This window comes from Rathayibacter sp. PhB179 (assembly GCF_004345345.1).
Lineage (GTDB): Bacteria > Actinomycetota > Actinomycetes > Actinomycetales > Microbacteriaceae > Rathayibacter > Rathayibacter festucae.
The window spans coordinates 73,092-92,665 of record NZ_SLVD01000006.1 but is presented as its reverse complement, the minus strand read 5'-3'; the positions used below and the strand labels follow the sequence as shown (position 1 = coordinate 92,665).

Sequence of the window (19,574 nt, the reverse complement as noted above, 5' to 3'; positions counted from 1 at the left end):
AGGCCCGCCGCCGCCGTGAGAGCATCCCTGCCTCACGGTGGCGGCGGGCCGCAGGTCGCCGTCCGCGACCGGCTCTGCATGACGCCACAGCTTCGAGAAGCCGACCGCCGTGAGGCCGGGCAGGGACCGGCCTCACCGGTCGACTGAGCTGCGCTCAGTCGACCGCCTTGACACTGTGCCCGCCGAACTGGTTGCGGAGCGCCGCGACCGCCTTCATGGCGGGGGAGTCCTCCTGGCGGGAGACGAACCGCGCGAAGATCGAGGCGCTGATCGTGGGGACGGGGACGGCGTTGTTGATGGCCTCCTCGATGGTCCAGCGGCCCTCGCCGGAGTCCTGGACGTAGCCCTCGATGTGCTCGAACTCCGGGTCCTGCTCGAGCGCTCGGACGAGAAGCTCGAGGAGCCAGGAGCGGACGACCGTGCCGCGCTGCCACGCCTTGAAGGTGCCGGTGACGTCCTTGATGATGTCCTTGCGGGTGTCGAGGAGCTCGTAGCCCTCGGCGAACGCCTGCATCAGCGCGTACTCGATGCCGTTGTGCACCATCTTCGCGTAGTGGCCCGCGCCGACCTCGCCGACGTGGACGAAGCCCTCCTCGCGGGGGCCCTCGGGGCGCAGCGCGTCGAAGACGGGCATCGCGTACTCGACGAGCTCCTTCGGGCCGCCGACCATCAGGCCGTAGCCGTTCTCGAGGCCCCAGACGCCGCCGGAGACACCGGCGTCGATGTAGTGGACGCCCTTGGGCTTGAGCAGCGCGTCGTGCTTGAAGTCCTCGGTGAAGCGGGAGTTGCCGCCGTCGATGACCAGGTCGCCCTCGCTGAGCTTCTCGGACAGGTCGGTGACGACGGCGTCCGTGATGGCGCCGGCCGGGACCATGACCCAGACGATGCGCGGCGCGGGGAGGGCGGCGATCATCTCGTCGAGCGAGGCGGCGTCCGAGACGTCCGGGTTGCGGTCGTAGCCGGTGACCTCGACGCCCTTCTCCCGCAGGCGGGAGCGCATGTTGTCGCCCATCTTGCCGAGTCCGACGAGTCCGATGTGCATGGTGAACCTTCCTGGGATTCGATGTCCGGCGGGCGGGTGCTCGTCGGGAGCAGGGCGGTCGCGGCGCTGCGATCGGGGAGGAGCGGTCAGCGCAGGAGCAGGTTCGGCTGGAGCAGGTAGCGGTAGCTGTCGCTCCCGGGCTGCTCGCGCGAGGTCTGCGCCGTGATCAGGACCGGTCCGGGCTTGTTGGGGTTCTCGGTCTTCGTGAACGCGATGCGCACGAACTCCGAGTGCACGGCGGCGAGGCCGTCGAGCAGGAACTGCGGCTTCAGCGATACGACGACGTCGACGCCGGTGACGATGGCGTCGATGCTCTCGGACGCCTGAGCCTGCTCGGAGCCGATGGCCTCGAGGGTGAGTCCGTCGCTGCTGAAGCTGAAGCGCAGGGCGGCCTCGCGCTCGAGGACGAGCGAGACGCGGCGGGTGGCCTCGATGAGGTCGCTCGTCGCCATCACCGCGTAGTTCTCGACGGAGGCGGGGAAGAGGCGCTTCACGGGCGGGAAGTTGCCCTTGATCAGGAGCGACGTGACCGTCTTGCGGTCGGCGGTGAAGGCGATCAGCTCGCGCTCGTCGCGCTGGGTGATCGCGACCGAGACGGTGCCGGAGTGGCTGAAGGTCTTGCCGACCTCCTGCAGGGTGCGCGCGGGGACCAGGGCGGTCAGCGGCTGGCTGGGGGCGGCGTTGTCGCCGTTGTCCCAGTCGATCTCGCGGACGGCGACGCGGTAGCGGTCGGTGGCGACGAGTCCGATGGTGTTCTCGGTGATCTCGAGCTGCACGCCGGTGATCACGGGGGTGACGTCGTCGCGGGAGGCGGCGACGGCGACCTGCGAGATCGCGGCGGAGAAGGCGTCCGCGGGGACGAGGCCGGTGGAGGCGTCGATCTCGGGGATGCTCGGGTACTCCTCCACGGGCATCTGCAGGAGCGTGAAGTGCGCGGAGCCGGCCGAGACCGAGACGCGCGACTCCTCCGTCGCGACGCGCACCGGGGCGTTGGGGAGGCGGTTGGCGATGTCGGCGAGCAGCCGGCCGGAGACGAGGACCGTGCCGGTCTCCTCGACGTCGGCGGCGATCTGCGTCTGCGCGGAGACCTCGTAGTCGAACGAGGAGAGCGTGAGGCCCTCGGCGGTCGCCTCGATGAGGATGCCCGAGAGGATCGGCAGGGTCGTGCGCTGCGGCAGCAGCTTGACCGCGAACGACACCGCCTCGCTGAAGACATCGCGGTTGGCTTGGAACCTCACGAGAACACCCCTGACGAGTCGTGGACGAAGACCGACGCCCATCGTACTCGTCAGCTTCGACGTGCCCGGAAGCACGGCGCCCTCCCGGTGCAGCCGAGCCCTGTGGAGAGGTTGCCGGTCCGCCCCTGATTAAAGAGAGAACTGCGTTAACACTGTTAACACGTGTGGAAACTGTGGAAAACGTCCGGGACCCCTACTCACGACTGCGATGCGGAGGGGGTCGAGCTGTGGACGGAGTGTGAGCGCGGTCGTGGACGGCCTGTGGAGGGATCCGACCGGGTCGTCCGGAGTGCACAGGCTGGTGCTCGGAGCGCACAGATCGAGGGCGGTTGTCCACAGTTATCCACAGGTTGCTCACACGTGTGGAAATCGACCGGAATCGTTCGATGTGGCGAACGACGGCGGGCGTGGCGGGGTGGCGAGGGTGGCGTAGCGGGAGACGGCGTCACCGGGAGGGTGGGTTTCGATACGCCGCTGCGCGGCTACTCGACCAGCATGCAGGGGCCGCTGCGCGGCTGCTCGACCAGAGGGAGAGGGAGCAGCCGGCGGCCGGCGGTCAGCGGTTGGTCTTGATGCGGGTGGTCAGCTCGGTGACCTGGTTGTAGATGCTGCGGCGCTCCTTCATGAGCTCCGAGATCTTCTTGTTGGCGTACATGACCGTGGTGTGGTCGCGGTTGCCGAACAGCTGGCCGATCTTGGGCAGCGAGAGGTTGGTCAGCTCGCGGCAGAGGTACATCGCGATCTGACGGGCGGTGGCCACAGCCTGCGAGCGCGACGAGCCGTAGAGGTCGTCGACCGTGAGCTTGAAGTAGTCCGCGGTGTGATTGATGATGTCGACCGGCGAGATGACGTTGTCCTCGTCGAGCGTGATCAGGTCCTTCAGGACCGTCTGCACCAGCGCCATGTCCACCGGGGTGCGGTTGAGGCTCGCGAACGCGGTGACGCGGATCAGCGTCCCCTCCAGCTCGCGGATGTTGCTGGACACCTTCGACGCCATGAACTCGAGGATGTCGTCCGGGACGAGCAGCTTCTCGCTGACGGCCTTCTTGCGGAGGATCGCGATGCGGGTCTCGAGGTCGGGCGCCTGCACGTCGGTGATCAGGCCCCACTCGAACCGCGAGCGCATGCGGTCCTCGAAGCCGGTCAGCGCCTTCGGCGGCAGATCGGAGGTGATCACGACCTGCTTGTTGTGGTCGTGCAGCTGGTTGAAGGTGTGGAAGAACGCCTCCTGCGTCTCCGCCTTCCCCTGCAGGAACTGGATGTCGTCGATGAGGAGGATGTCGACGTTGCGGTACCGGCCGTGGAACGCGTTGCCGCGGTTGTTCGCGATCGAGTTGATGAAGTCGTTGGTGAACTCCTCGCTCGACACGTACCGCACGCGGATGCCCGGGTAGAGGCTCATCGCGTAGTGGCCGATGGCGTGCAGGAGGTGGGTCTTGCCGAGGCCCGAGTCGCCGTAGACGAAGAGCGGGTTGTACGCCTTCGCCGGCGCCTCGGCCACGGCGACCGCGGCGGCGTGCGCGAAGCGGTTGGAGCCGCCGATGACGAAGTTGTCGAAGCTGTACTTCGGGTTCAGCCGGGTGTCGGTCGCCGGCACGGTGCGCAGCTCCTCGACGACGCGCACCGGCGGGGCGACCGTGGCGGAGGAGCCGGTCACCGGCTCGAAGGGGTTCAGCGAGTCGGACGACGGGGAGCTCATCGGCTCGTGCTCGATGTCGGGGTTCACCACGAAGGCGAAGGTCGAGACGCCGAAGGAGTCGTCGAGGGCGCCGATCGCGCTGAGCAGCGGCACGCGGACCCGGTGCTCGAGCATCCCGCGGGTGAACTCGTTCGGGACCTCGAGGTAGAAGGTGCCCGCCATGATGCCCTTGGGCTCCACCAGCGAGACGAAGCCGTACATCGGCGCGGTGATGCGCTCGTCCCGCGACAGCTCGCCGCGGATCACGTTCCACGCGTCGATCATCGACGTGTCGTCAGGCATCTGTCTCCGGTCCTCGGTCGCTCTCGAAATCCTGGCCGCCGCCTCGGGCTGTCGTCCGTCACGGCGGGCCCTCGGTTCCAGCGGAGATCCGGGGCCCGATCCCTGCACAGGCGCTTCCACAGGCCTCGCCCGATCCCCGCGATCACGCGGGAGGGGGCGGTTCGCGCCTGTGGATAACTGCGGCTCAACACCGTAGCCAACGGAGCCGACGGGAGACAAATCCACCACAGCGACACCCGCGTGTCAATGCGCGGAACACCGCGTCCCGTGTGCAGAATCGAGGTTTCGCCCGGCGCACATTTGACCGGTGGCGGCGGAGGACGTAGTTTAAGTCAGTTGACGCCTGCCCGGCGTCGGGAGCACGGTCCTCGCGGATCGAGCCGATCGGCACCCGGGCACCCCCTCTTCCCGGACGAACCGGAGCCCCCGCCATCGGCGTGGAGCCCCGCTCGCACCGCGGAACCCGTACGTGGAGATCTGACTATGAGCAAGCGAACCTTCCAGCCGAACAACCGTCGTCGCGCCAAGGTGCACGGCTTCCGTCTGCGCATGCGCACGCGTGCCGGTCGCGGCATCCTGAGCGCTCGCCGCGCCAAGGGCCGCACCGAGCTCTCGGCGTAGCGCCTAGCGATTCCGTCCAGCGGTGCTGGCCAGAGCCCATCGCATCGTCCTCGGTGGCGAGTACCGGGCAGTCGTCCGTCGCGGTGTGCGGTCCACGGGACCGCACACCGTCACGTATGTCCGGAGGTCCTCCGGCGACGCACCGGTGCGGTTCGGCTTCATCGTGGCCAAGACGGTCGGGACGGCCGTGAAGCGGAACACCGTGCGGCGCCGGCTCAAGGCCGTCGCCTTCGAGCTCGTGCCGCAGCTGGAGTCCGGGACCGACGTGGTCGTGCGGGCACTGCCCGGCAGCGCCGACGCTCCCTGGTCCGCGCTGCGGCAGGACGTGGTCGCCGCCGTCACCCGTGCGCGCGCCGTCCGCACGGGCGAGGCGCTCCGGTGACGGCCGCTCCGTCGACGACCGCGCCGGTCGTCACTGCTCCCGGATCGCCGCCCGCGGCCTCCTGGACCGCCCGTCTGGGCTGGTTCCTCCTCCTGCTGCCGCGCAACATCGGCATCCTGCTGCTCGTCGTGTACCGGGCGGTGATCTCGCCGCTGTACGGCGACGTCTGCCGCTACTACCCGTCGTGCTCCTCCTACGCACTCCAGGCGGTCCAGCTCCACGGGCTCGTCCTCGGGTCCGTCCTCGGCGCCCGCCGACTCCTCCGCTGCCACCCGTGGGCGGCCGGCGGGGTCGACGACGTGCCGACCTCGATCCCCCTGCACCGACCGGCTCCCGGCCGGACCCGCTTCGCCGTGACGCGTCTCGGGTTCGTCGCGGGCCCTCGAAAGGACTGACCCCCTCCCATGGACCTCCTCGGCACGATTCTCTGGCCCCTCAAGTGGGTGGTCGAGCTGCTCCTCGTCGCCTTCCACCAGCTGCTGACCTTCACCGGCCTCGATGCGGCGGCCGGCATCACCTGGGTGCTGTCGATCGTGGGGCTGGTCCTCGTCATCCGCGCCGCGCTCATCCCGATCTTCGTCAAGCAGATCAAGAGCCAGCGCCGCATGATGGAGGTGGCGCCGCAGCTCAAGAAGATCCAGGACAAGTACAAGGGCAAGCGCGACCAGCTGTCCCGCGAGGCGATGTCCCGCGAGACGATGGAGCTCTACAAGAAGACGGGCACCAACCCGCTCGCCTCGTGCCTCCCGCTGCTGATCCAGATGCCGATCTTCTTCAGCCTGTTCTCGGTGCTGAACGCGGCCCAGCACAGCCAGCAGGGAGTCGGCCCGCTCGACGAGACGCTCGCGAAGCAGTTCGGTGAGGCCAACCTCTTCGGCATCGCCCCGCTGCACCAGTCGATCCAGGGTGCGCTCGCGGAGGGCGGCCAGGAGCTCGTCGTCGTCATCGCCGTCGTCATGGTGGTCCTGATGACCGCCTCGCAGTTCATCACCCAGCTGCAGATCGTCTCGAAGAACATGTCGCCCGAGGCCAAGGCCTCGCCGACGTTCAAGCAGCAGCGGATCCTGCTCTACATCCTCCCGCTCGTCTTCGCCTTCTCGGGCTTCGCCTTCCCCCTCGGCGTCATGTTCTACTGGCTGACCTCGAACATCTGGACGATGGTCCAGCAGTTCATCGTCATCCGGAACATGCCGACCCCCGGCAGCGAGGCCGCGAAGGCCCGCGAGGAGCGCCTGCGCCGCAAGGGCAAGCTCGTCGAGGAGACGACCGACGCCGGCACCGTCACGCTCGTCGAGAAGAAGGTCGTGCAGCGCGCGCAGCCCGTCAGCAAGAACCGCTCCAAGAAGCAAGCCGGAAAGAAGTAGGCCCCCAGAATGACCGATTCGACGCAGATGTTCACCGGTGCTCCGGCGGCCCCGGACGCGCAGGCTCCGGCCGACGAGGAGCTCGCTCCGCGGGCGTCCTCCACCGACGGCGGTGCCGCGCCGACGCTGTCGCAGCTCGAGGAGGAGGGCGACGTCGCCGCGGACTACATCGAGGAGTTCCTCGACATCTGCGACCTCGACGGCGACATCGACATCGAGGTCCGCAACGGCCGCGCCTACCTGTCGGTCACGGCCTCCGGCGACACCAACCTGCGCGTGCTCTCCCGCCCGGACGCGGTCCAGGCGCTGCAGGAGCTCACGCGCCTCGCGGTGCAGACGAGGACGGGCGGCTTCTCGCGGCTCATCCTCGACATCGGCGGTTCCCGGGACGCCCGCGAGGCCGAGCTGGCCCAGCTGGTGGACCGGGCGATCGAGCGCATCGAGGAGGGCGCGACATCGGCGTCGCTGCCCCCGATGTCGTCCTACGAGCGCAAGCTCGTCCACGACATGGTCGGCGAGCGCGGTTTCGTGTCGGAGTCGCGCGGCGAGGCCCGCGAGCGCCACACCGTCATCACCCGCGGCTGAGCGCCGTGGAGCCGACCCTCGAGCCGGAGCCCGCTGCCGCAGCCGCGATCGCCGGTGAGCGACTGCCCGTCCTGCGGTGCTTCACGGAGGCGCTCGCCCGCGAGGGGGAGGAGCGGGGCCTCATCGGTCCGCTGGAGCTCCCGCGCCTGTGGACGCGGCACGTGCTCAACAGCGCCCTGGTGGCCCCTCTCCTGCGTCCGGGGCTCGTGGGTGATGTCGGCAGTGGTGCCGGCCTCCCCGGCGTCGTGCTGGGCATCGTGCGGCCGGACGTCCGCTTCGTGCTGATCGAGCCGATGGAGCGCCGGGTGCTGTGGCTGCAGGAGCAGGTCGACGCGCTCGAACTCGAGAATGTCTCGGTTCTGCGGGCCCGCGCCGAGGAGGTCCGGCTGGCGGAGCCGCTGGATCAGGTCACGGCGCGCGCGGTCAGTGCTCTCTCGAAGCTGATTCCGCTGACGGCACCGCTGCTGCGACCGGGCGGCGAGCTCGTCCTGCTGAAGGGCATCAACGCCGAGAAGGAGATCGAGGCCGCGGCCAAGCAGATCCGTCGCTTCAAGCTCTCCCCGCCCGAGGTCGTCGTGCTCGGCGACGGCGTGCTCTCCGAGGTGACGAGGGTCGTCCGAGCTACAGTGGGATGATCGCCACGACGTCGCACGCGATCCCCTGAATCCTCGACTGTCGGTTCCTCGGTGCTGCCCCACTTCCACCCGCTGAGCGAAGGTTTCACGTGAAACGATCCGACCCCGCCGGACTGACCGGAGGTTTCGACGCCTCGACCCCGCTCGCCCGCGAGATCGCGGACATGACGCGTCGGCGCGCGCTGCTCAACGCGCAGCCGCTGCCGAAGCCGGAGACGACCCGCGTGATCACGATCTCCAACCAGAAGGGCGGCGTCGGCAAGACCACGACCACCGTCAATCTGGCCGCGGGGCTCGCTCGGGGCGACGCGAAGGTCCTGGTCATCGACCTGGACCCGCAGGGCAATGCCTCGACGGCGCTCGGGATCGAGCACCGGGCCGAGACGGCGAGCGTCTACGACGTGATCGTGAACGACACGCCCCTCGCGGACGTCGTGCAGAAGAGCCCGGAGTTCGCCTCGCTCTACGGGGTTCCGGCAACGATTCACCTGGCCGGCGCCGAGATCGAGCTGGTCTCCCTCGTCGCGCGCGAGCAGCGGCTCCGCAGGGCGCTGGACCGGATGCTCAAGGGGATGGACGAGCCGTTCGACTACGTCTTCATCGACTGTCCGCCGTCGCTCGGGCTGCTGACGATCAACGCCTTCGTCGCCGCGCGCGAGGTGCTGATTCCGATCCAGTGCGAGTACTACGCGCTCGAGGGTCTCAGCCAGCTTCTGAAGAACATCGACCTGATCGAGCGGCACCTCAACCCGAACCTGGCGGTCTCGACGATCCTGCTGACGATGTTCGACGGGCGGACGAACCTGTCCAACCAGGTCGCCGCGGATGTGCGCGAGCACTTCCCGAAGGAGGTGCTGCGCGCCGTGATCCCTCGCAACGTGCGGATCTCAGAGGCGCCGTCCTACGGGCAGAGCGTGATCAGCTACGACCCGCAGTCGTCCGGCTCCCTCGCGTATCTCGAGGCGGCGGCGGAGATCGCGCGCCGCGGCGTACCCAAGACCCCGGCGGCGACGCCCGATGGAGAGGACCGCTGATGGCGACCAAGCGCACAGGACTCGGCCGGGGCATCGGCGCCCTGATCCCGGTCAGCGACGACACCCGCTCGCGGCCCGTCGACGTCTTCTTCCCGGATCAGGTCGGTGCGGCGAACGCCGAGGACGAGCTGCTGCAGGTACCCGGCGCACGGCTGGCGCAGCTGTCGCTGTCGGAGATCGTCCCGAACGCGGCGCAGCCCCGGTCGGTCTTCGACCAGGACGAGCTGGCCGAGCTGGTGCACAGCATCCGCGAGTTCGGGGTGCTGCAGCCGATCGTGGTGCGGCCGGTCACCGGGCGCAAGGGCGCGAGGTACGAGCTGGTGATGGGGGAACGGCGCTTCCGAGCCTCCAAGGCCGCCGGGCTGAAGACCATCCCCGCGGTGGTCAAGGACACGGCGGACGAGAACATGCTCCGGGACGCGCTCCTGGAGAACCTGCACCGGGCCGAGCTGAACCCGCTCGAGGAGGCGTCGGCGTACCAGCAGCTGCTGAGCGACTTCGGCATCACCCAGGAGGCACTGGCGACGCGCCTCGGGCGATCACGTCCGCAGATCTCGAACACGCTGCGGCTGCTGCGGCTTCCCGCCGATGTGCAGGCTCGAGTGGCGGCCGGCGTGCTCAGTGCGGGGCACGCGCGTGCGGTGCTGTCCGTGGAGACGCCGGAGCTCATGCGCCGGCTGGCGGACAAGATCGTCAACGAGGACCTGTCGGTGCGTGCCGCTGAGGCAGCTGCCGCGCAGATGAAGGCTCCGAAGACCACCGCGCGCGAGCCGGAAGAGGAGCAGGGCGGTCATGCCGGGCACCTCAGCACGGTGGCGGACCACCTCGGCGACCGGTTGAACACCCGGGTGAAGGTGACGCTGGGAGCCCGCAAGGGGCAGGTGGTCATCGACTTCGCGACCATCCATGATCTGAACCGCATTCTGGCCGAGATCGGTGAGCCGACCGAGGTGTCACTGGCGCCGTGAGGTGCGCGGCCGTTTCACGTGAAACGGTGTGAGTACGGGGTCGGGTCTCGATACGCCGCCGTTGGCGGCTACTCGACCAGCATGGTGCTCGGACGCACGTGCGAGGAGCATGCTGACGTCTGCCCCGATTGGCCGTCCGAGAGCATGCACTTGCTGGTCGAGTGGGCGCGTAGCGACGTATCGAGACCGAGCTGTCAGTCGCAGCGGATGTTGCTGCTCGGCGGGTGGGTCTCGATAGGCCGCCGGTGGCGGCTACTCGACCAGCATGTTGTTGCCGCCCGTGCTCGGGTGATCAGGACGCTCGGTCGGCGGAAGTCCGGGCGAGCCTGTCTGCTGGCGGATCACCGCGGTCAGCGACATGTTGGTCGAGTAGGCGCAGCGCCGTATCGAGACCGAGCCCGCCTATGCTGGCGAACCTCGGACTCATGAACGGGGTCTCGATACGCCGCCGTGGGCGGCTACTTGACCAGCATGTTCGGCAGGACCGAGGCCCTAGGAAGCGCTTGGCTTGGTGCGGCACTCGGCAGGCGGCAGCATGGTGGCCGACTAGGCGCGGAGCGCCGTATCGAGACCACGCCCTCCGATGCTGGTGGTCAATGCACCCTGAACCCGGGTCTCGATACGCCGCCGGAGGCGGCTACTCGACCAGCATGCAGCGTTTCACGTGAAACGGCGCTGTGGCCCACGTTCCGCATGCCCAGGGCGGCGGGCCCGGATGTTTCACGTGAAACGCGGGGATCAGTGGGTGAGGGCCCGGCGGGCGAGGGTGGAGTAGACGTCGCCGAGGTAGCGGCCGGAGGCCTCGATGGCCTGGGGGACGAGGGAGGTCTCGGTCATGCCGGGGAGGACGTTGGCGTCGAAGAACCAGGGGAGGCCATCGGGATCGACGATGAAGTCGATGCGGGAGAGGTGGCGCAGGCCGAGCAGCTCGTGGACGGCGACCGCGACACGGGAGACGTTGGCGAGAGCCTCGTCCAGGAGGCGGGCCGGGGTGTAGAAGCGGGTCTCGCCCGCGTTGTAGCGGGCCTCGAAGGTGTATCGACCCGCTACTGGGGCGATCTCGACCGGGGGGAGGGCGAAGGGGCCGTCACCGAGGTCGAGGACACCGACGGAGACCTCGGTGCCGATGATCTGCTGCTCGATGAGCGCGACCTCGCCGTAGGTGTAGGCGTCGACCATCGCACGCGGAAGCTCGTCGGTCTCCGTCACGATGCTCACGCCCTGGGCGGAACCGCCCTGCGCCGGCTTGACGACGAGCGGGCCGGGAAGGTGCGCGCAAACCTGATCGAGGATGCCTGCGGCGCCGAGCTCGCGGAACGTCTCGCGGGGGAGGGTGATCGAGCGAGGAGTGGCGATGCCGGCCCGCGCGACGAGCGTCTTCGCGGTCGGCTTGAACCACGCGAGGCGGGCGGCGTCCGTGCGCGAGCCCACGTAGGGGAAGCCGGCCGCCTCGAGCAGGCCGAGCAGCGCGCCGTCCTCGCCGCTCGCTCCGTGGACCGCGGGCCAGATCACGTCGGGACGCTGGTCGAGCAGCGCCGCCAGGAGACCGGCATCCGGTTCGCGGTGGGTGACGCGGTGCCCCATGGCCGAGAGGCGGTCGGCGACGCGACGACCGGAGCGCAGTGAGACGTCGCGCTCGTGGCTGATGCCGCCGCTGATCACGACGATGTCGAGGGTGCGGTCGAGGGTGGAGAAATCGGTCATGACCGGGCCTTCTGTCGTTCGTGGATCGCGGAGTCAGGAGATCTGGGGCGGGAGGACGGCGTCGCGCTGATCGACGCCGGAGCTTCTCCGCACTCGGGCGTCGGCGAAGGTGGACAGCAGGTCGAGTTCGCCGTTGATGACCGTCGCGAGGCGGCGGATGCCGTCGCCGATGCGCTCGGGAGTCGGGTAGCAGAAGGACAACCGGATGTTCTGCCGGCCGTCGCCGTTGCCGAAGAAGGCCGTGCCGGGCGTGTAGGCGACCAGCTCCTTCACCGCGCGGGGGAGCATCGCCTTCGAGTCGAGCTCCTCGGGGAGGGTGACCCAGACGTAGAACCCGCCGTTCGGATTCGTCCAGGTGAGACCGGGGAGGTGCGTCTCGAGCCCGCGGATCATCGCCTCCTTGCGCTCGCGGTAGACCCCGCGGAAAGTGTCGATCTGCGCGCGCCAGTCCGCCGTCGCCAGATACTGCGAGATCACGAGCTGACTGAAGGACGACGGGCTCAGCACTGCTGCCTCGTTCGCGAGGATCAGCCGCTCGCGGATGGCGTGCGGCGCCAGCGCCCAGCCGATGCGGAAGCCGGGCGCCAGGGTCTTCGAGAAGGTGCCGAGGTAGATCACGCCGTCCTCCTCGAGGGAGCGCATCGCCTTCGGCGGCACGTCCTCGAAGTAGAGCAGGCCGTACGGGTTGTCCTCGAGCACGAGGATGCCCTCGCTCTTGCAGATCTCGAGGATCTCGACGCGGCGGTCCCAGCTCAGCGTGACTCCCGCCGGGTTGTGGAAGGTGGGGATCGTGTAGAGGAACTTGATCCGCTTGCCGGCGGCGCGCACGTGGGCGATGTGCTCGCGCAGCGCCTCGGGGATCAGTCCTTGCTCGTCCATCGCCACGTGCTCGATCTCGGCCTGGTACGAGCGGAAGATCACCATGGCGGTGACATAGCTCGGGCCCTCGGAGAGGACGACGTCGCCCGGGTCGAGGAACAGCTTCGAGACGAGCTCGAGGGCGTGCTGCGAGCCGGTGGTCACCACGACGTCGTCCGCGCTGGCCGAGATGCCCTCGAGCGCCATCACCTCGAGGATCTGCTCGCGCAGCACCGGGACGCCCTGACCGGAGCCGTACTGCAGCGCGACGGGTCCCTGCTCGCGCATCACGGTCGCCATCGCGTCGGTGACGAGGTCCTGGGGGAGGGCGGAGACGAACGGCATGCCGCCGGCGAGCGAGACCACCTCGGGGCGGGAGGCGACAGCGAACAATGCTCGGACCTCGCTGGCCGCGAGGCCGGCCGTGCGCTCCGCGTAAGAGTCGTACCAGGGGTCGAGGTTGGTGCCGGCGTTGATCACGGTGATGTCGCTCCGCTCGATGGACAGGGTCTCCGACCGTCAGCCGGATCGATCCAGACTACTCGGCGGGGTCCGGGAGGACCGGGGGAGCGGGACGCCACTGCGCGGCCCGTGGCCTGCCTTCTGCGGCCGTTTCACGTGAAACATGAGGAGCGGCTAGTAACGACGAAGCCCCCGCGCCACAGGGGCGCAGGGGCTTCGTCAGACGGTCGAACCGTCGGGAGTCGAACTCAGAGGAACGCGGCCAGGTCGGCCTCGAGGGCGGGCTTCGGCTTGGCGCCGATGACGGTCTTGACGACCTCGCCCTTCTGGTAGACCTTCATCGCCGGGATCGAGGTGATCTGGTACTTCGCGGCGATCTGCGGGTTCTCGTCGACGTTCAGTTTGACGATCTCGATCTTGTCGCCGTGCTCGGCCGAGATCTGATCGAGGATCGGGGCGACCATGCGGCAGGGGCCGCACCACTCGGCCCAGAAGTCGACCAGGACGGTCTTCTCGGAGTCGAGGACATCGGCCTGGAACGATGCGTCGGTGACGCTCTTCGCGGTGGACATGACGATTTTCTCCTTCGTGAGCCGGCGGCGCCGACTCGAGTGCGGGTGGTGGGAGGGCTAGAGGGTGAGGAGCTCGGCGGCCGGGGTGCCCTCGGTGCTGGCGATGCCATCGGTGAGAGCGGCGAGGTAGTGCTCGGCGTCGAGGGCGGCGACGGTGCCCGAGGCGGCGGCGGTGACGGCCTGACGGTAGGTCGGGTCGATCACGTCGCCGGCGGCGAAGACGCCCGCCACGGAGGTCTGCGACGAGCGGCCGGTGACGGCGATGGTGCCGTCGGTCGTCAGGTCGAGCTTGCCGTGGACGATGTGGGTGCGCGGGTCGTTGCCGATCGCGATGAAGAGGCCGTCGAGCTCGAGCTTCGACTCGGTGCCGTCGACCGTGTTGCGCAGCTTGACGCCGTTGACGTGGTTCTCACCGGTGATGCCGGTGACCTCGGTGTTCCAGACGAACTCGATCTTCTCGTTGTCGCGGGCGCGCTTCTGCATGACCTTGGAGGCGCGGAGCGAGTCCTTGCGGTGGATGACGTAGACCTTCTCGGCGAACTTGGTGAGGAAGGTCGCCTCCTCCATCGCGGAGTCGCCGCCGCCGACGACGGCGATGGTCTTGCCCTTGAAGAAGAAGCCGTCGCAGGTGGCGCACCATGAGACACCGTGTCCCGAGAGGCGGTCCTCGTCGTGGAGGCCGAGCTTGCGGTACGCGGAGCCGGTCGCGACGACGACGGTCTTCGCCTCGATGCTCTCGCCGGAGCCGAGGTGGATCGTCTTGGTCTCTCCCTCGAGGTCGAGGGAGACGACGTCGTCGTAGAAGGTGTCCGCGCCGAACTTCTCGGCCTGCTTCTGCATGGCCGTCATCAGCTCCGGGCCGAGGACTCCGTCCGGGAAGCCGGGGAAGTTCTCGACGTCGGTGGTGTTCATCAGGTCGCCGCCGATCTCGACGGACGAGGCGACGACCACCGGGTGCAGATCGGCGCGCGCCGCGTAGATGGCGGCCGTCCAGCCTGCGGGGCCGGATCCGATGATGACGATGTCGCGCACGGCAACTCCTCGAGGTCTGTGCTGAGCGGGGCTGGACCGGCGGTCCGCCGGAGGGGGTGGTCTGCCCGGATCCGGTGCTGGGAGCGGATCCGCGGAGCCGGTCCCGCTCGCTCTGTCGTTCCCGGGCTCCAGGGGCTACAACACATCCTAGGCGGGGGCTATTCCGTGGCGTCCGGGGCACTCGGCCCGCGGTCAGGGTCGCCGATCGAGTCTCCGCGGTGCGGCTCAGAAAGCCGCGTTGACCGGCTCTTTCTCCGCCGAGCCTGCGGGAGTGCCGCGCTGCCCGATCGACCGGCGCGAGATCAGGACCGTCAGCCAGCCGGCCGAGGCGAAGACCGCCGTCATCGCGACGACGTAGAACACCACCGCGATCATCCCACCGGGGACGATCGGCGGGTCCGCCAGGCGCGGATCGAGGAAGGGGTACGGGTACCAGACCTGCTCGTGCTTCATCTGGTCGTAGACGAGGGGCGCCCGGATGATCGTGTAGACGAACCAGGCGACCGGGAAGGCGAGCAGCGCGGGGACCACGGCCCAGGAGAGGCGGCGCCGGCCGGGCGCGAAGAGCCAGTCGAGGATCAGCGCGAGCGGCGCCACGACGTGCATGACCTCGTTGGTCCAGTCCTGGCCGGCACCGGCGCCGGTGACCACCGTGCCGCGCAGGAGGAGGTTGTAGACCACTCCGATCACGACCATGTAGGTGACGACTCCGGCCCGCAGCCAGGCGAACCAGCGCGGTTCCGGCAGGGCGCCGCGAGCGAGGACGACGGCGCCGATCAGCAGGACGACCACCGCGAGCAGGCAGACCTCGACGGTGATGTAGCTGAAGAAGTTGGCGGCGAGGGTCGCGCGGTCGCGGAACCGGGCCTCGATCCAGAAGGCGTGGGAGTCGAGGAAGCTCACCGTGGTCGCGGTGAGGACGGCGGCCGCGACGAGCACGCGGAGGAGGACGAAGGTGGAGCGCATCGCGCCTTCCGGATCGGCGGGAGGGAGGAGGGGGGAGGCGGCTCTGCCGGAGGACGCCCCCACCCTTCCACGTCGCGCCCGGGGGCGCACCACCGGTCCGGTGACGTCCCAGTGTCGCGATGGGGGCTCTCAGGAACGCTCGGGCGTCCCGTGCCGCGTCAGCGCCCGAGGCGGCGGAGGAGCGGCGCGGCCATCGCGCGCAGCTCCGGGACGCGGAGGACCCAGAGCACACCGAAGTAGACGAGGGCCATGACGGTTCCGATGGCCGCCATGGAGACGAGCGGCTCGACGTAGTTCGTGACGGCGAATCCGCCGGGACGTGTCCCTCCGAGCAGGACGAGCACTCCGAACCCCGCGGCGGCCGAAGGGACGGCCGCGAGGGCGTACTGACTGAGACGGCGGACGATCCTGGCACCGCCGGTGCCCCCGAGCTTGCGGCGCAGCAGGAAGGCCGCCACGAGGGCCTGGACGATGATGCCGGCGGAGGTGGAGGCCGCGATGCCGATCGCCGTCTGCTCCGGCGGCAGCTGGCGGACCAGCTGGTAGCCGATGACGGCGACGACGACCTGGACCAGGGTGAAGAGGAACGGACGGGCTCCGTCGCTCAGGGCGTAGAACGCCCGCTGCATGATCGCGATCGAGGAGAAGAGCGGGAGCGCGACGACGTAGGCGACGGCGATAGCGCCGATGGCCTGGGCGTCGGCGAAGGTGTCGGTGAAGACCGAACCGAAGGGGACGGACACGACGACGATCGCCGCGCTCGAGAAGACCAGCATCATCAGCACGAGCCGCAGGGATGTCGAGATGTCGGAGCGGAACTCCTTCATCTCGCCCCGCGCGGAGTGGCCGCTCATCTTGGTGAAGTACGCCACGGCGATCGAGATCGCGATGACGGAGTGCGGCAGCATGAAGATCAGCCAGCCCTTCTGCAGGGCTGCCGCGGACGCGCCCTCACCGGACGCGGGGGAGGCCACGCGGCTCTCCACGAGCCCCGCTCCGATCGTGAGCAGGACCGTCGCGAAGGACCACAGCGACATCCGGCCCGCGGTACCGAGTCCGAGACCGCGGAGGTTCAGTGCTGGTCGGTAGCTGAGGCCGACCCTGCGCCAGAAGAAGATGAGGAAGGTCGATTGGGCGACGATGCCCAGGGTCGCACTTCCTGCGAGGAGAGCGACCATGCCGGGCGACCACGAGTCGACGGGGCGGTCGCCGCTCGGATCCGAGCCGAACAGGATGTTGAAGGCGATCAGGCCGCCCAGAGCCACGATGTTGTTGAGCACCGGTGCCCAGGTGAAGGGGCCGAACGATCCGCGCGCGTTGAGGACCTCGCCGAGGATCGTGAAGAGCCCGTAGAAGAAGACCTGGGGGACGCACCAGTAGGCGAACGACACCGCCAGGTCGTACTGCTCCGGGCCGTAGGCAGGTGCGTACAGGCGGATGAGCACGGGGGCCAGGAGGGTCCCGATGACGGTCGTCACCACCAGGAGCCCGAGTGTCAGGGTGAGGAGACTGTTGATGTACCCACGGCCACCGTCGGCGTGGAGGCCCGCCCGGACGATCTGCGGGACGAGGACCGCGTTGAGCGCACCGCCCGCGATGATCGTGTAGATCGTGTTGGGCAGCAGGTTCGCGACGGTGAAGGCGTCCGCGCCGGGTGCGACCGCAGCGCCGATCGTCTGCGCGAGGACGATCGACATCACGAAGCCGAGGACCCGCGAGACCATCGTGCCGGAGGCGAGGACGGCGCTCGCGCGACCGAGGGAGAAGCTAGCCACGGGGATCCGTTCGGTCGTCGTCGAGGCCCGGCTGGATGGCGAGCGGGGCGTTGGGGTCCTCCTCGTCCTCCTCGGGGGTGTCGCCGCGGCGGCGCCGGCGGATGTTGCGGAGGATGCCTGCGCCGAAGACGAGGACGAGGAGGATGCCGACGCCCAGGGTGCCGACGGTCTCCCAGTCGGCGCGGACGTTGGTGACGATGCCGGTGGGAGCGCCGATGGGCGTGCCGTCCTGCGACGTCAGCTGCATCCGGAGCTCGGTCTCGCCGTTGCCAACGCGTGCCTTCACGGGAATGAGGACGCGGCCCTGCGAGCGGGCGTCGATCGCCGTCGGCTCGACCGAGGACTCGTCGATGTCGAGGACGGCGTTCGAGGTCGAGGCCTGGATCCGGACCGTCACGGGCCAGGGCAGGTCGTTGCGGACGTAGACCGGGATGCTGGAGTCGCGGGAGAGCTGGGTGACGCTGTCGGAGCTCTCGATGGCGACGGAGGAGAGCGTGGTGTCGGCCTGCTCGCGGCTGGCGGTGACCGCCTCCTGCCAGCCCGCCGTGTCCTCGCGCCAGGTCACGGCGAGCAGGGCGAGGAGGTCGTTGCGGCGCTTGCCGCTGAGCAGCTCCGGCTCGGTGAGCACGGCCGAGAACGACTCGACGCGGGCGGCCGCGGTCAGCAGGTCGGACACGCCCTCGAGGCGCTGCTCCGACTCCGGGCTGTCGACGATCGTCGCGTCCTCGGTGGCGGGCGCGGTGAGGGCGGCGGCGAGGGACGAGCCCTCGGCCCAGGGCAGGGCGTCGACGGCGTCGAGGGTCTGCGCGAGGCGGACACCGTCGATCGCGGCGCCGCGGTCGAGCGCGAGGACCACGTCGGGGGACTCGCCCTCCCGCTGCACCTGCGCGAGGTCGGCGGTGAGGTCGGCCGTGCTCGCGCGCCACTCCGAGTCGGTGCTCGCGCTGACCGCACGGTCGAAGGCGGTGGAGAGGGCACTGTCGGCGACGATGACGTCGTGGTCGTCGATGGCGGCTCGGGTCGTCGTGGTGACGCCGTCCGGCAGCTCGAGATTGTCGGAGGAGACGACCGTGCGGGTCATGCCGCCGGTGGCATACACGCCGAGATCCGCCGCGCGGACGGTGCCGTCGTCCGGCCAGGCGATGCGGCCGACCGTCGGCGACCAGTCGAACGCGAGGAGCGACTCGGTCGTCGGGCGCTCGGGGAGGTCCTGGGCGGTCGAGTCGCCGGGAACCGCCGTCGGGGTCGGCGTCCCCGTGCTCGTCGGCGCGAACAGGGTGGGATCGAGCGCGTACTCGAACGAGGTCGGCGCCAGGAGCGTGGACAGGCCGGACTGCGCCTGGGCGGCGACGTCCGCATCCGCGTAGGGCAGGGCGAAGACCTCGTTCGGCACCGACTCGAGCCGGTCCAGCCAGGCGGTCGCCGACTCCGGTGCCGTGTCGCCGAGGACCCGGATCGACGCGAGGATGCGCGGATCCACTCCGATGGTCACGGCGCGGCCGTCGACGGTGTCGAGCTGGCGCGAGAGTGTGCCGGTGGTCTGGGTGTAGTCCTGCAGCGTCTCGGCGGAGAGCAGGCCGTCTGCGGTGTCGGGGACCGTGAGCGGCACGAGGACGCTGACGCCGGTCTCCTGCTCGCTGGGGAAGCCGGTCGAGAGCTCGACGACGCCTCGGGCGGTCGCGACGGTGCCACCGGGGCTGGTGACGGTCACCGAGATCGCGTGGGTGCCGAACGCCTCCGGGTCGCGGATCGAGTCCGTGGAGAAGGGGAGCGAGGCCGCGGGGACGGTGACGCCGACCTGGGCGGAGCTGGAGGGGAGCAGTCGCACGTCGGCGCCGTCGCCGGTGCTCGTGCCCTCGTCCTCGGACTCGCCGTCGAGCCACTCGGCGAGCTCGGCCCGGGAGTCGAGGGTGTCCTCGTCGATCGCGACCTCGACGCGCGCGCCGTCGATCGACTCGGTGGTGCCGTTGCGCACGGAGATCGCGAGCTGGAGGTCGTCGCCGGGGAGGAGGACGCCGTCGTTCGCCGCGCCGACCGTCGCCGTGACGGTGGCCTGCCCGGACTCGAGGGCCGTGCGCTCAGCGGCGTCCGCCGCCGCGGGGAGGGCGCCGCCGAGGAGCGCGATCGACAGCGCAGCGGCACCGGCGGAGCGGAGCAGCTGCGGGACCGCTCGCCGGGGGCGGGGGCGATCGGAGGGGGTGAGGTCGCGCCGACGCATCGAACTCACTCGGCCTCCATGCGGGTGATTCTACGGGCAGGCCCTCGGGCGGCCGTCTGCCGGGCCGCGGGATGCGCTGCGGAGTCGCTCAGGAGCCGTAACCGGTCGAGGCGGTTGCACTCCGGCGCGTACCGCGG

The 19,574-nt window shown here is 69.6% G+C and carries 18 protein-coding genes; 8 read left to right on the top strand and 10 right to left on the bottom strand.

The window, feature by feature from the left end; all coding sequences use genetic code 11:
- Positions 1-154: 154 nt before the first annotated feature.
- From gnd to dnaA, 3 genes are all read right to left on the bottom strand, one after another.
- Positions 155-1,042 carry a phosphogluconate dehydrogenase (NAD(+)-dependent, decarboxylating) gene (gene gnd, locus EDF43_RS13360; RefSeq protein WP_123736150.1) on the bottom strand — a complete coding sequence of 296 codons (888 nt, stop codon included), beginning with the start codon at positions 1,040-1,042 and terminating at the stop codon, positions 155-157.
- Between the two features lie 86 nt (positions 1,043-1,128).
- Entirely contained in the window at positions 1,129-2,280 is a 1,152-nt protein-coding gene (gene dnaN, locus EDF43_RS13355; RefSeq protein ID WP_123447260.1) for a DNA polymerase III subunit beta, read from the bottom strand.
- Between the two features lie 556 nt (positions 2,281-2,836).
- A complete protein-coding gene (dnaA, locus tag EDF43_RS13350) occupies positions 2,837-4,261 on the bottom strand; it encodes a chromosomal replication initiator protein DnaA (protein WP_123447261.1) in 1,425 nt (474 codons plus the stop codon).
- A gap of 483 nt (positions 4,262-4,744) precedes the next feature.
- Here dnaA and rpmH point away from each other — a divergent pair, with 483 nt between their 5' ends.
- The 8 genes from rpmH (at position 4,745) to EDF43_RS13310 (ending at position 9,850) form a co-directional block, all read left to right on the top strand.
- A complete protein-coding gene (gene rpmH / locus EDF43_RS13345; protein WP_055784512.1) occupies positions 4,745-4,882 on the top strand; it encodes a 50S ribosomal protein L34 in 138 nt (45 codons plus the stop codon).
- Between the two features lie 22 nt (positions 4,883-4,904).
- Positions 4,905-5,264 (top strand): ribonuclease P protein component, encoded by a 360-nt coding sequence (gene rnpA, locus EDF43_RS13340; RefSeq protein WP_123447262.1) that lies wholly within the window; start codon positions 4,905-4,907, stop codon positions 5,262-5,264.
- A gap of 74 nt (positions 5,265-5,338) precedes the next feature.
- Complete coding sequence (gene yidD, locus EDF43_RS13335; RefSeq protein WP_132437452.1) at positions 5,339-5,659, top strand: membrane protein insertion efficiency factor YidD; 321 nt, start codon at positions 5,339-5,341, stop codon at positions 5,657-5,659.
- Positions 5,660-5,668: 9 nt separating this feature from the next.
- Positions 5,669-6,628, top strand: a complete 960-nt coding sequence (yidC, locus tag EDF43_RS13330) for a membrane protein insertase YidC (RefSeq protein ID WP_123736149.1) — start codon at positions 5,669-5,671, stop codon at positions 6,626-6,628.
- Between the two features lie 9 nt (positions 6,629-6,637).
- Positions 6,638-7,213 carry a R3H domain-containing nucleic acid-binding protein gene (locus tag EDF43_RS13325; protein WP_243615825.1) on the top strand — a complete coding sequence of 192 codons (576 nt, stop codon included), beginning with the start codon at positions 6,638-6,640 and terminating at the stop codon, positions 7,211-7,213.
- A 5-nt stretch (positions 7,214-7,218) separates the two neighbouring features.
- Positions 7,219-7,848 carry a 16S rRNA (guanine(527)-N(7))-methyltransferase RsmG gene (gene rsmG, locus EDF43_RS13320; RefSeq protein ID WP_132437314.1) on the top strand — a complete coding sequence of 210 codons (630 nt, stop codon included), beginning with the start codon at positions 7,219-7,221 and terminating at the stop codon, positions 7,846-7,848.
- Between the two features lie 164 nt (positions 7,849-8,012).
- The gene (locus tag EDF43_RS13315) at positions 8,013-8,882 is read left to right on the top strand and encodes a ParA family protein (RefSeq protein WP_123706250.1); all 870 of its coding nucleotides are present in this window, start codon (positions 8,013-8,015) and stop codon (positions 8,880-8,882) included.
- Positions 8,882-9,850, top strand: coding sequence for a ParB/RepB/Spo0J family partition protein (locus EDF43_RS13310; protein ID WP_132437313.1), 969 nt, complete (start codon positions 8,882-8,884; stop codon positions 9,848-9,850). The genes EDF43_RS13315 and EDF43_RS13310 overlap by 1 nt, the downstream gene beginning before the upstream one ends.
- Before the next feature lie 738 nt (positions 9,851-10,588).
- Here EDF43_RS13310 and EDF43_RS13305 read toward each other — a convergent pair.
- From EDF43_RS13305 to EDF43_RS21880, 7 genes are all read right to left on the bottom strand, one after another.
- Positions 10,589-11,554, bottom strand: coding sequence for a D-alanine--D-alanine ligase (locus EDF43_RS13305; protein WP_132437312.1), 966 nt, complete (start codon positions 11,552-11,554; stop codon positions 10,589-10,591).
- 33 nt (positions 11,555-11,587) lie between these two features.
- Complete coding sequence (locus EDF43_RS13300; protein WP_207901763.1) at positions 11,588-12,889, bottom strand: PLP-dependent aminotransferase family protein; 1,302 nt, start codon at positions 12,887-12,889, stop codon at positions 11,588-11,590.
- A 233-nt stretch (positions 12,890-13,122) separates the two neighbouring features.
- Positions 13,123-13,446: a thioredoxin gene (gene trxA / locus EDF43_RS13295; protein ID WP_123447267.1), complete on the bottom strand. Its 324-nt coding sequence runs from the start codon at positions 13,444-13,446 to the stop codon at positions 13,123-13,125.
- Between the two features lie 57 nt (positions 13,447-13,503).
- Positions 13,504-14,478, bottom strand: coding sequence for a thioredoxin-disulfide reductase (trxB, locus tag EDF43_RS13290; RefSeq protein WP_123736143.1), 975 nt, complete (start codon positions 14,476-14,478; stop codon positions 13,504-13,506).
- Between the two features lie 225 nt (positions 14,479-14,703).
- Positions 14,704-15,444, bottom strand: coding sequence for a Pr6Pr family membrane protein (locus tag EDF43_RS13285; protein WP_132437310.1), 741 nt, complete (start codon positions 15,442-15,444; stop codon positions 14,704-14,706).
- A gap of 158 nt (positions 15,445-15,602) precedes the next feature.
- Positions 15,603-17,219 carry a murein biosynthesis integral membrane protein MurJ gene (murJ, locus tag EDF43_RS13280; protein ID WP_243646312.1) on the bottom strand — a complete coding sequence of 539 codons (1,617 nt, stop codon included), beginning with the start codon at positions 17,217-17,219 and terminating at the stop codon, positions 15,603-15,605.
- Complete coding sequence (locus tag EDF43_RS21880; protein ID WP_243646323.1) at positions 17,212-19,437, bottom strand: DUF6049 family protein; 2,226 nt, start codon at positions 19,435-19,437, stop codon at positions 17,212-17,214. Before EDF43_RS21880 ends, murJ begins: the two co-directional genes overlap by 8 nt.
- Between the last annotated feature and the right edge of the window lie 137 nt (positions 19,438-19,574).

Coding starts and splice junctions, on each gene's coding strand:
- yidC (WP_123736149.1), top strand. CDS start 5,669: ATGGACCTCCTCGGCACGATTCTCTGGCCCCTCAAGTGGGTGGTCGAG.
- gnd (WP_123736150.1), bottom strand. CDS start 1,042: ATGCACATCGGACTCGTCGGACTCGGCAAGATGGGCGACAACATGCGC.
- EDF43_RS13325 (WP_243615825.1), top strand. CDS start 6,638: ATGACCGATTCGACGCAGATGTTCACCGGTGCTCCGGCGGCCCCGGAC.
- EDF43_RS13315 (WP_123706250.1), top strand. CDS start 8,013: ATGACGCGTCGGCGCGCGCTGCTCAACGCGCAGCCGCTGCCGAAGCCG.
- EDF43_RS13310 (WP_132437313.1), top strand. CDS start 8,882: ATGGCGACCAAGCGCACAGGACTCGGCCGGGGCATCGGCGCCCTGATC.
- EDF43_RS13285 (WP_132437310.1), bottom strand. CDS start 15,444: ATGCGCTCCACCTTCGTCCTCCTCCGCGTGCTCGTCGCGGCCGCCGTC.
- rpmH (WP_055784512.1), top strand. CDS start 4,745: ATGAGCAAGCGAACCTTCCAGCCGAACAACCGTCGTCGCGCCAAGGTG.
- EDF43_RS21880 (WP_243646323.1), bottom strand. CDS start 19,437: ATGCGTCGGCGCGACCTCACCCCCTCCGATCGCCCCCGCCCCCGGCGA.
- trxA (WP_123447267.1), bottom strand. CDS start 13,446: ATGTCCACCGCGAAGAGCGTCACCGACGCATCGTTCCAGGCCGATGTC.
- dnaA (WP_123447261.1), bottom strand. CDS start 4,261: ATGCCTGACGACACGTCGATGATCGACGCGTGGAACGTGATCCGCGGC.
- EDF43_RS13305 (WP_132437312.1), bottom strand. CDS start 11,554: ATGACCGATTTCTCCACCCTCGACCGCACCCTCGACATCGTCGTGATC.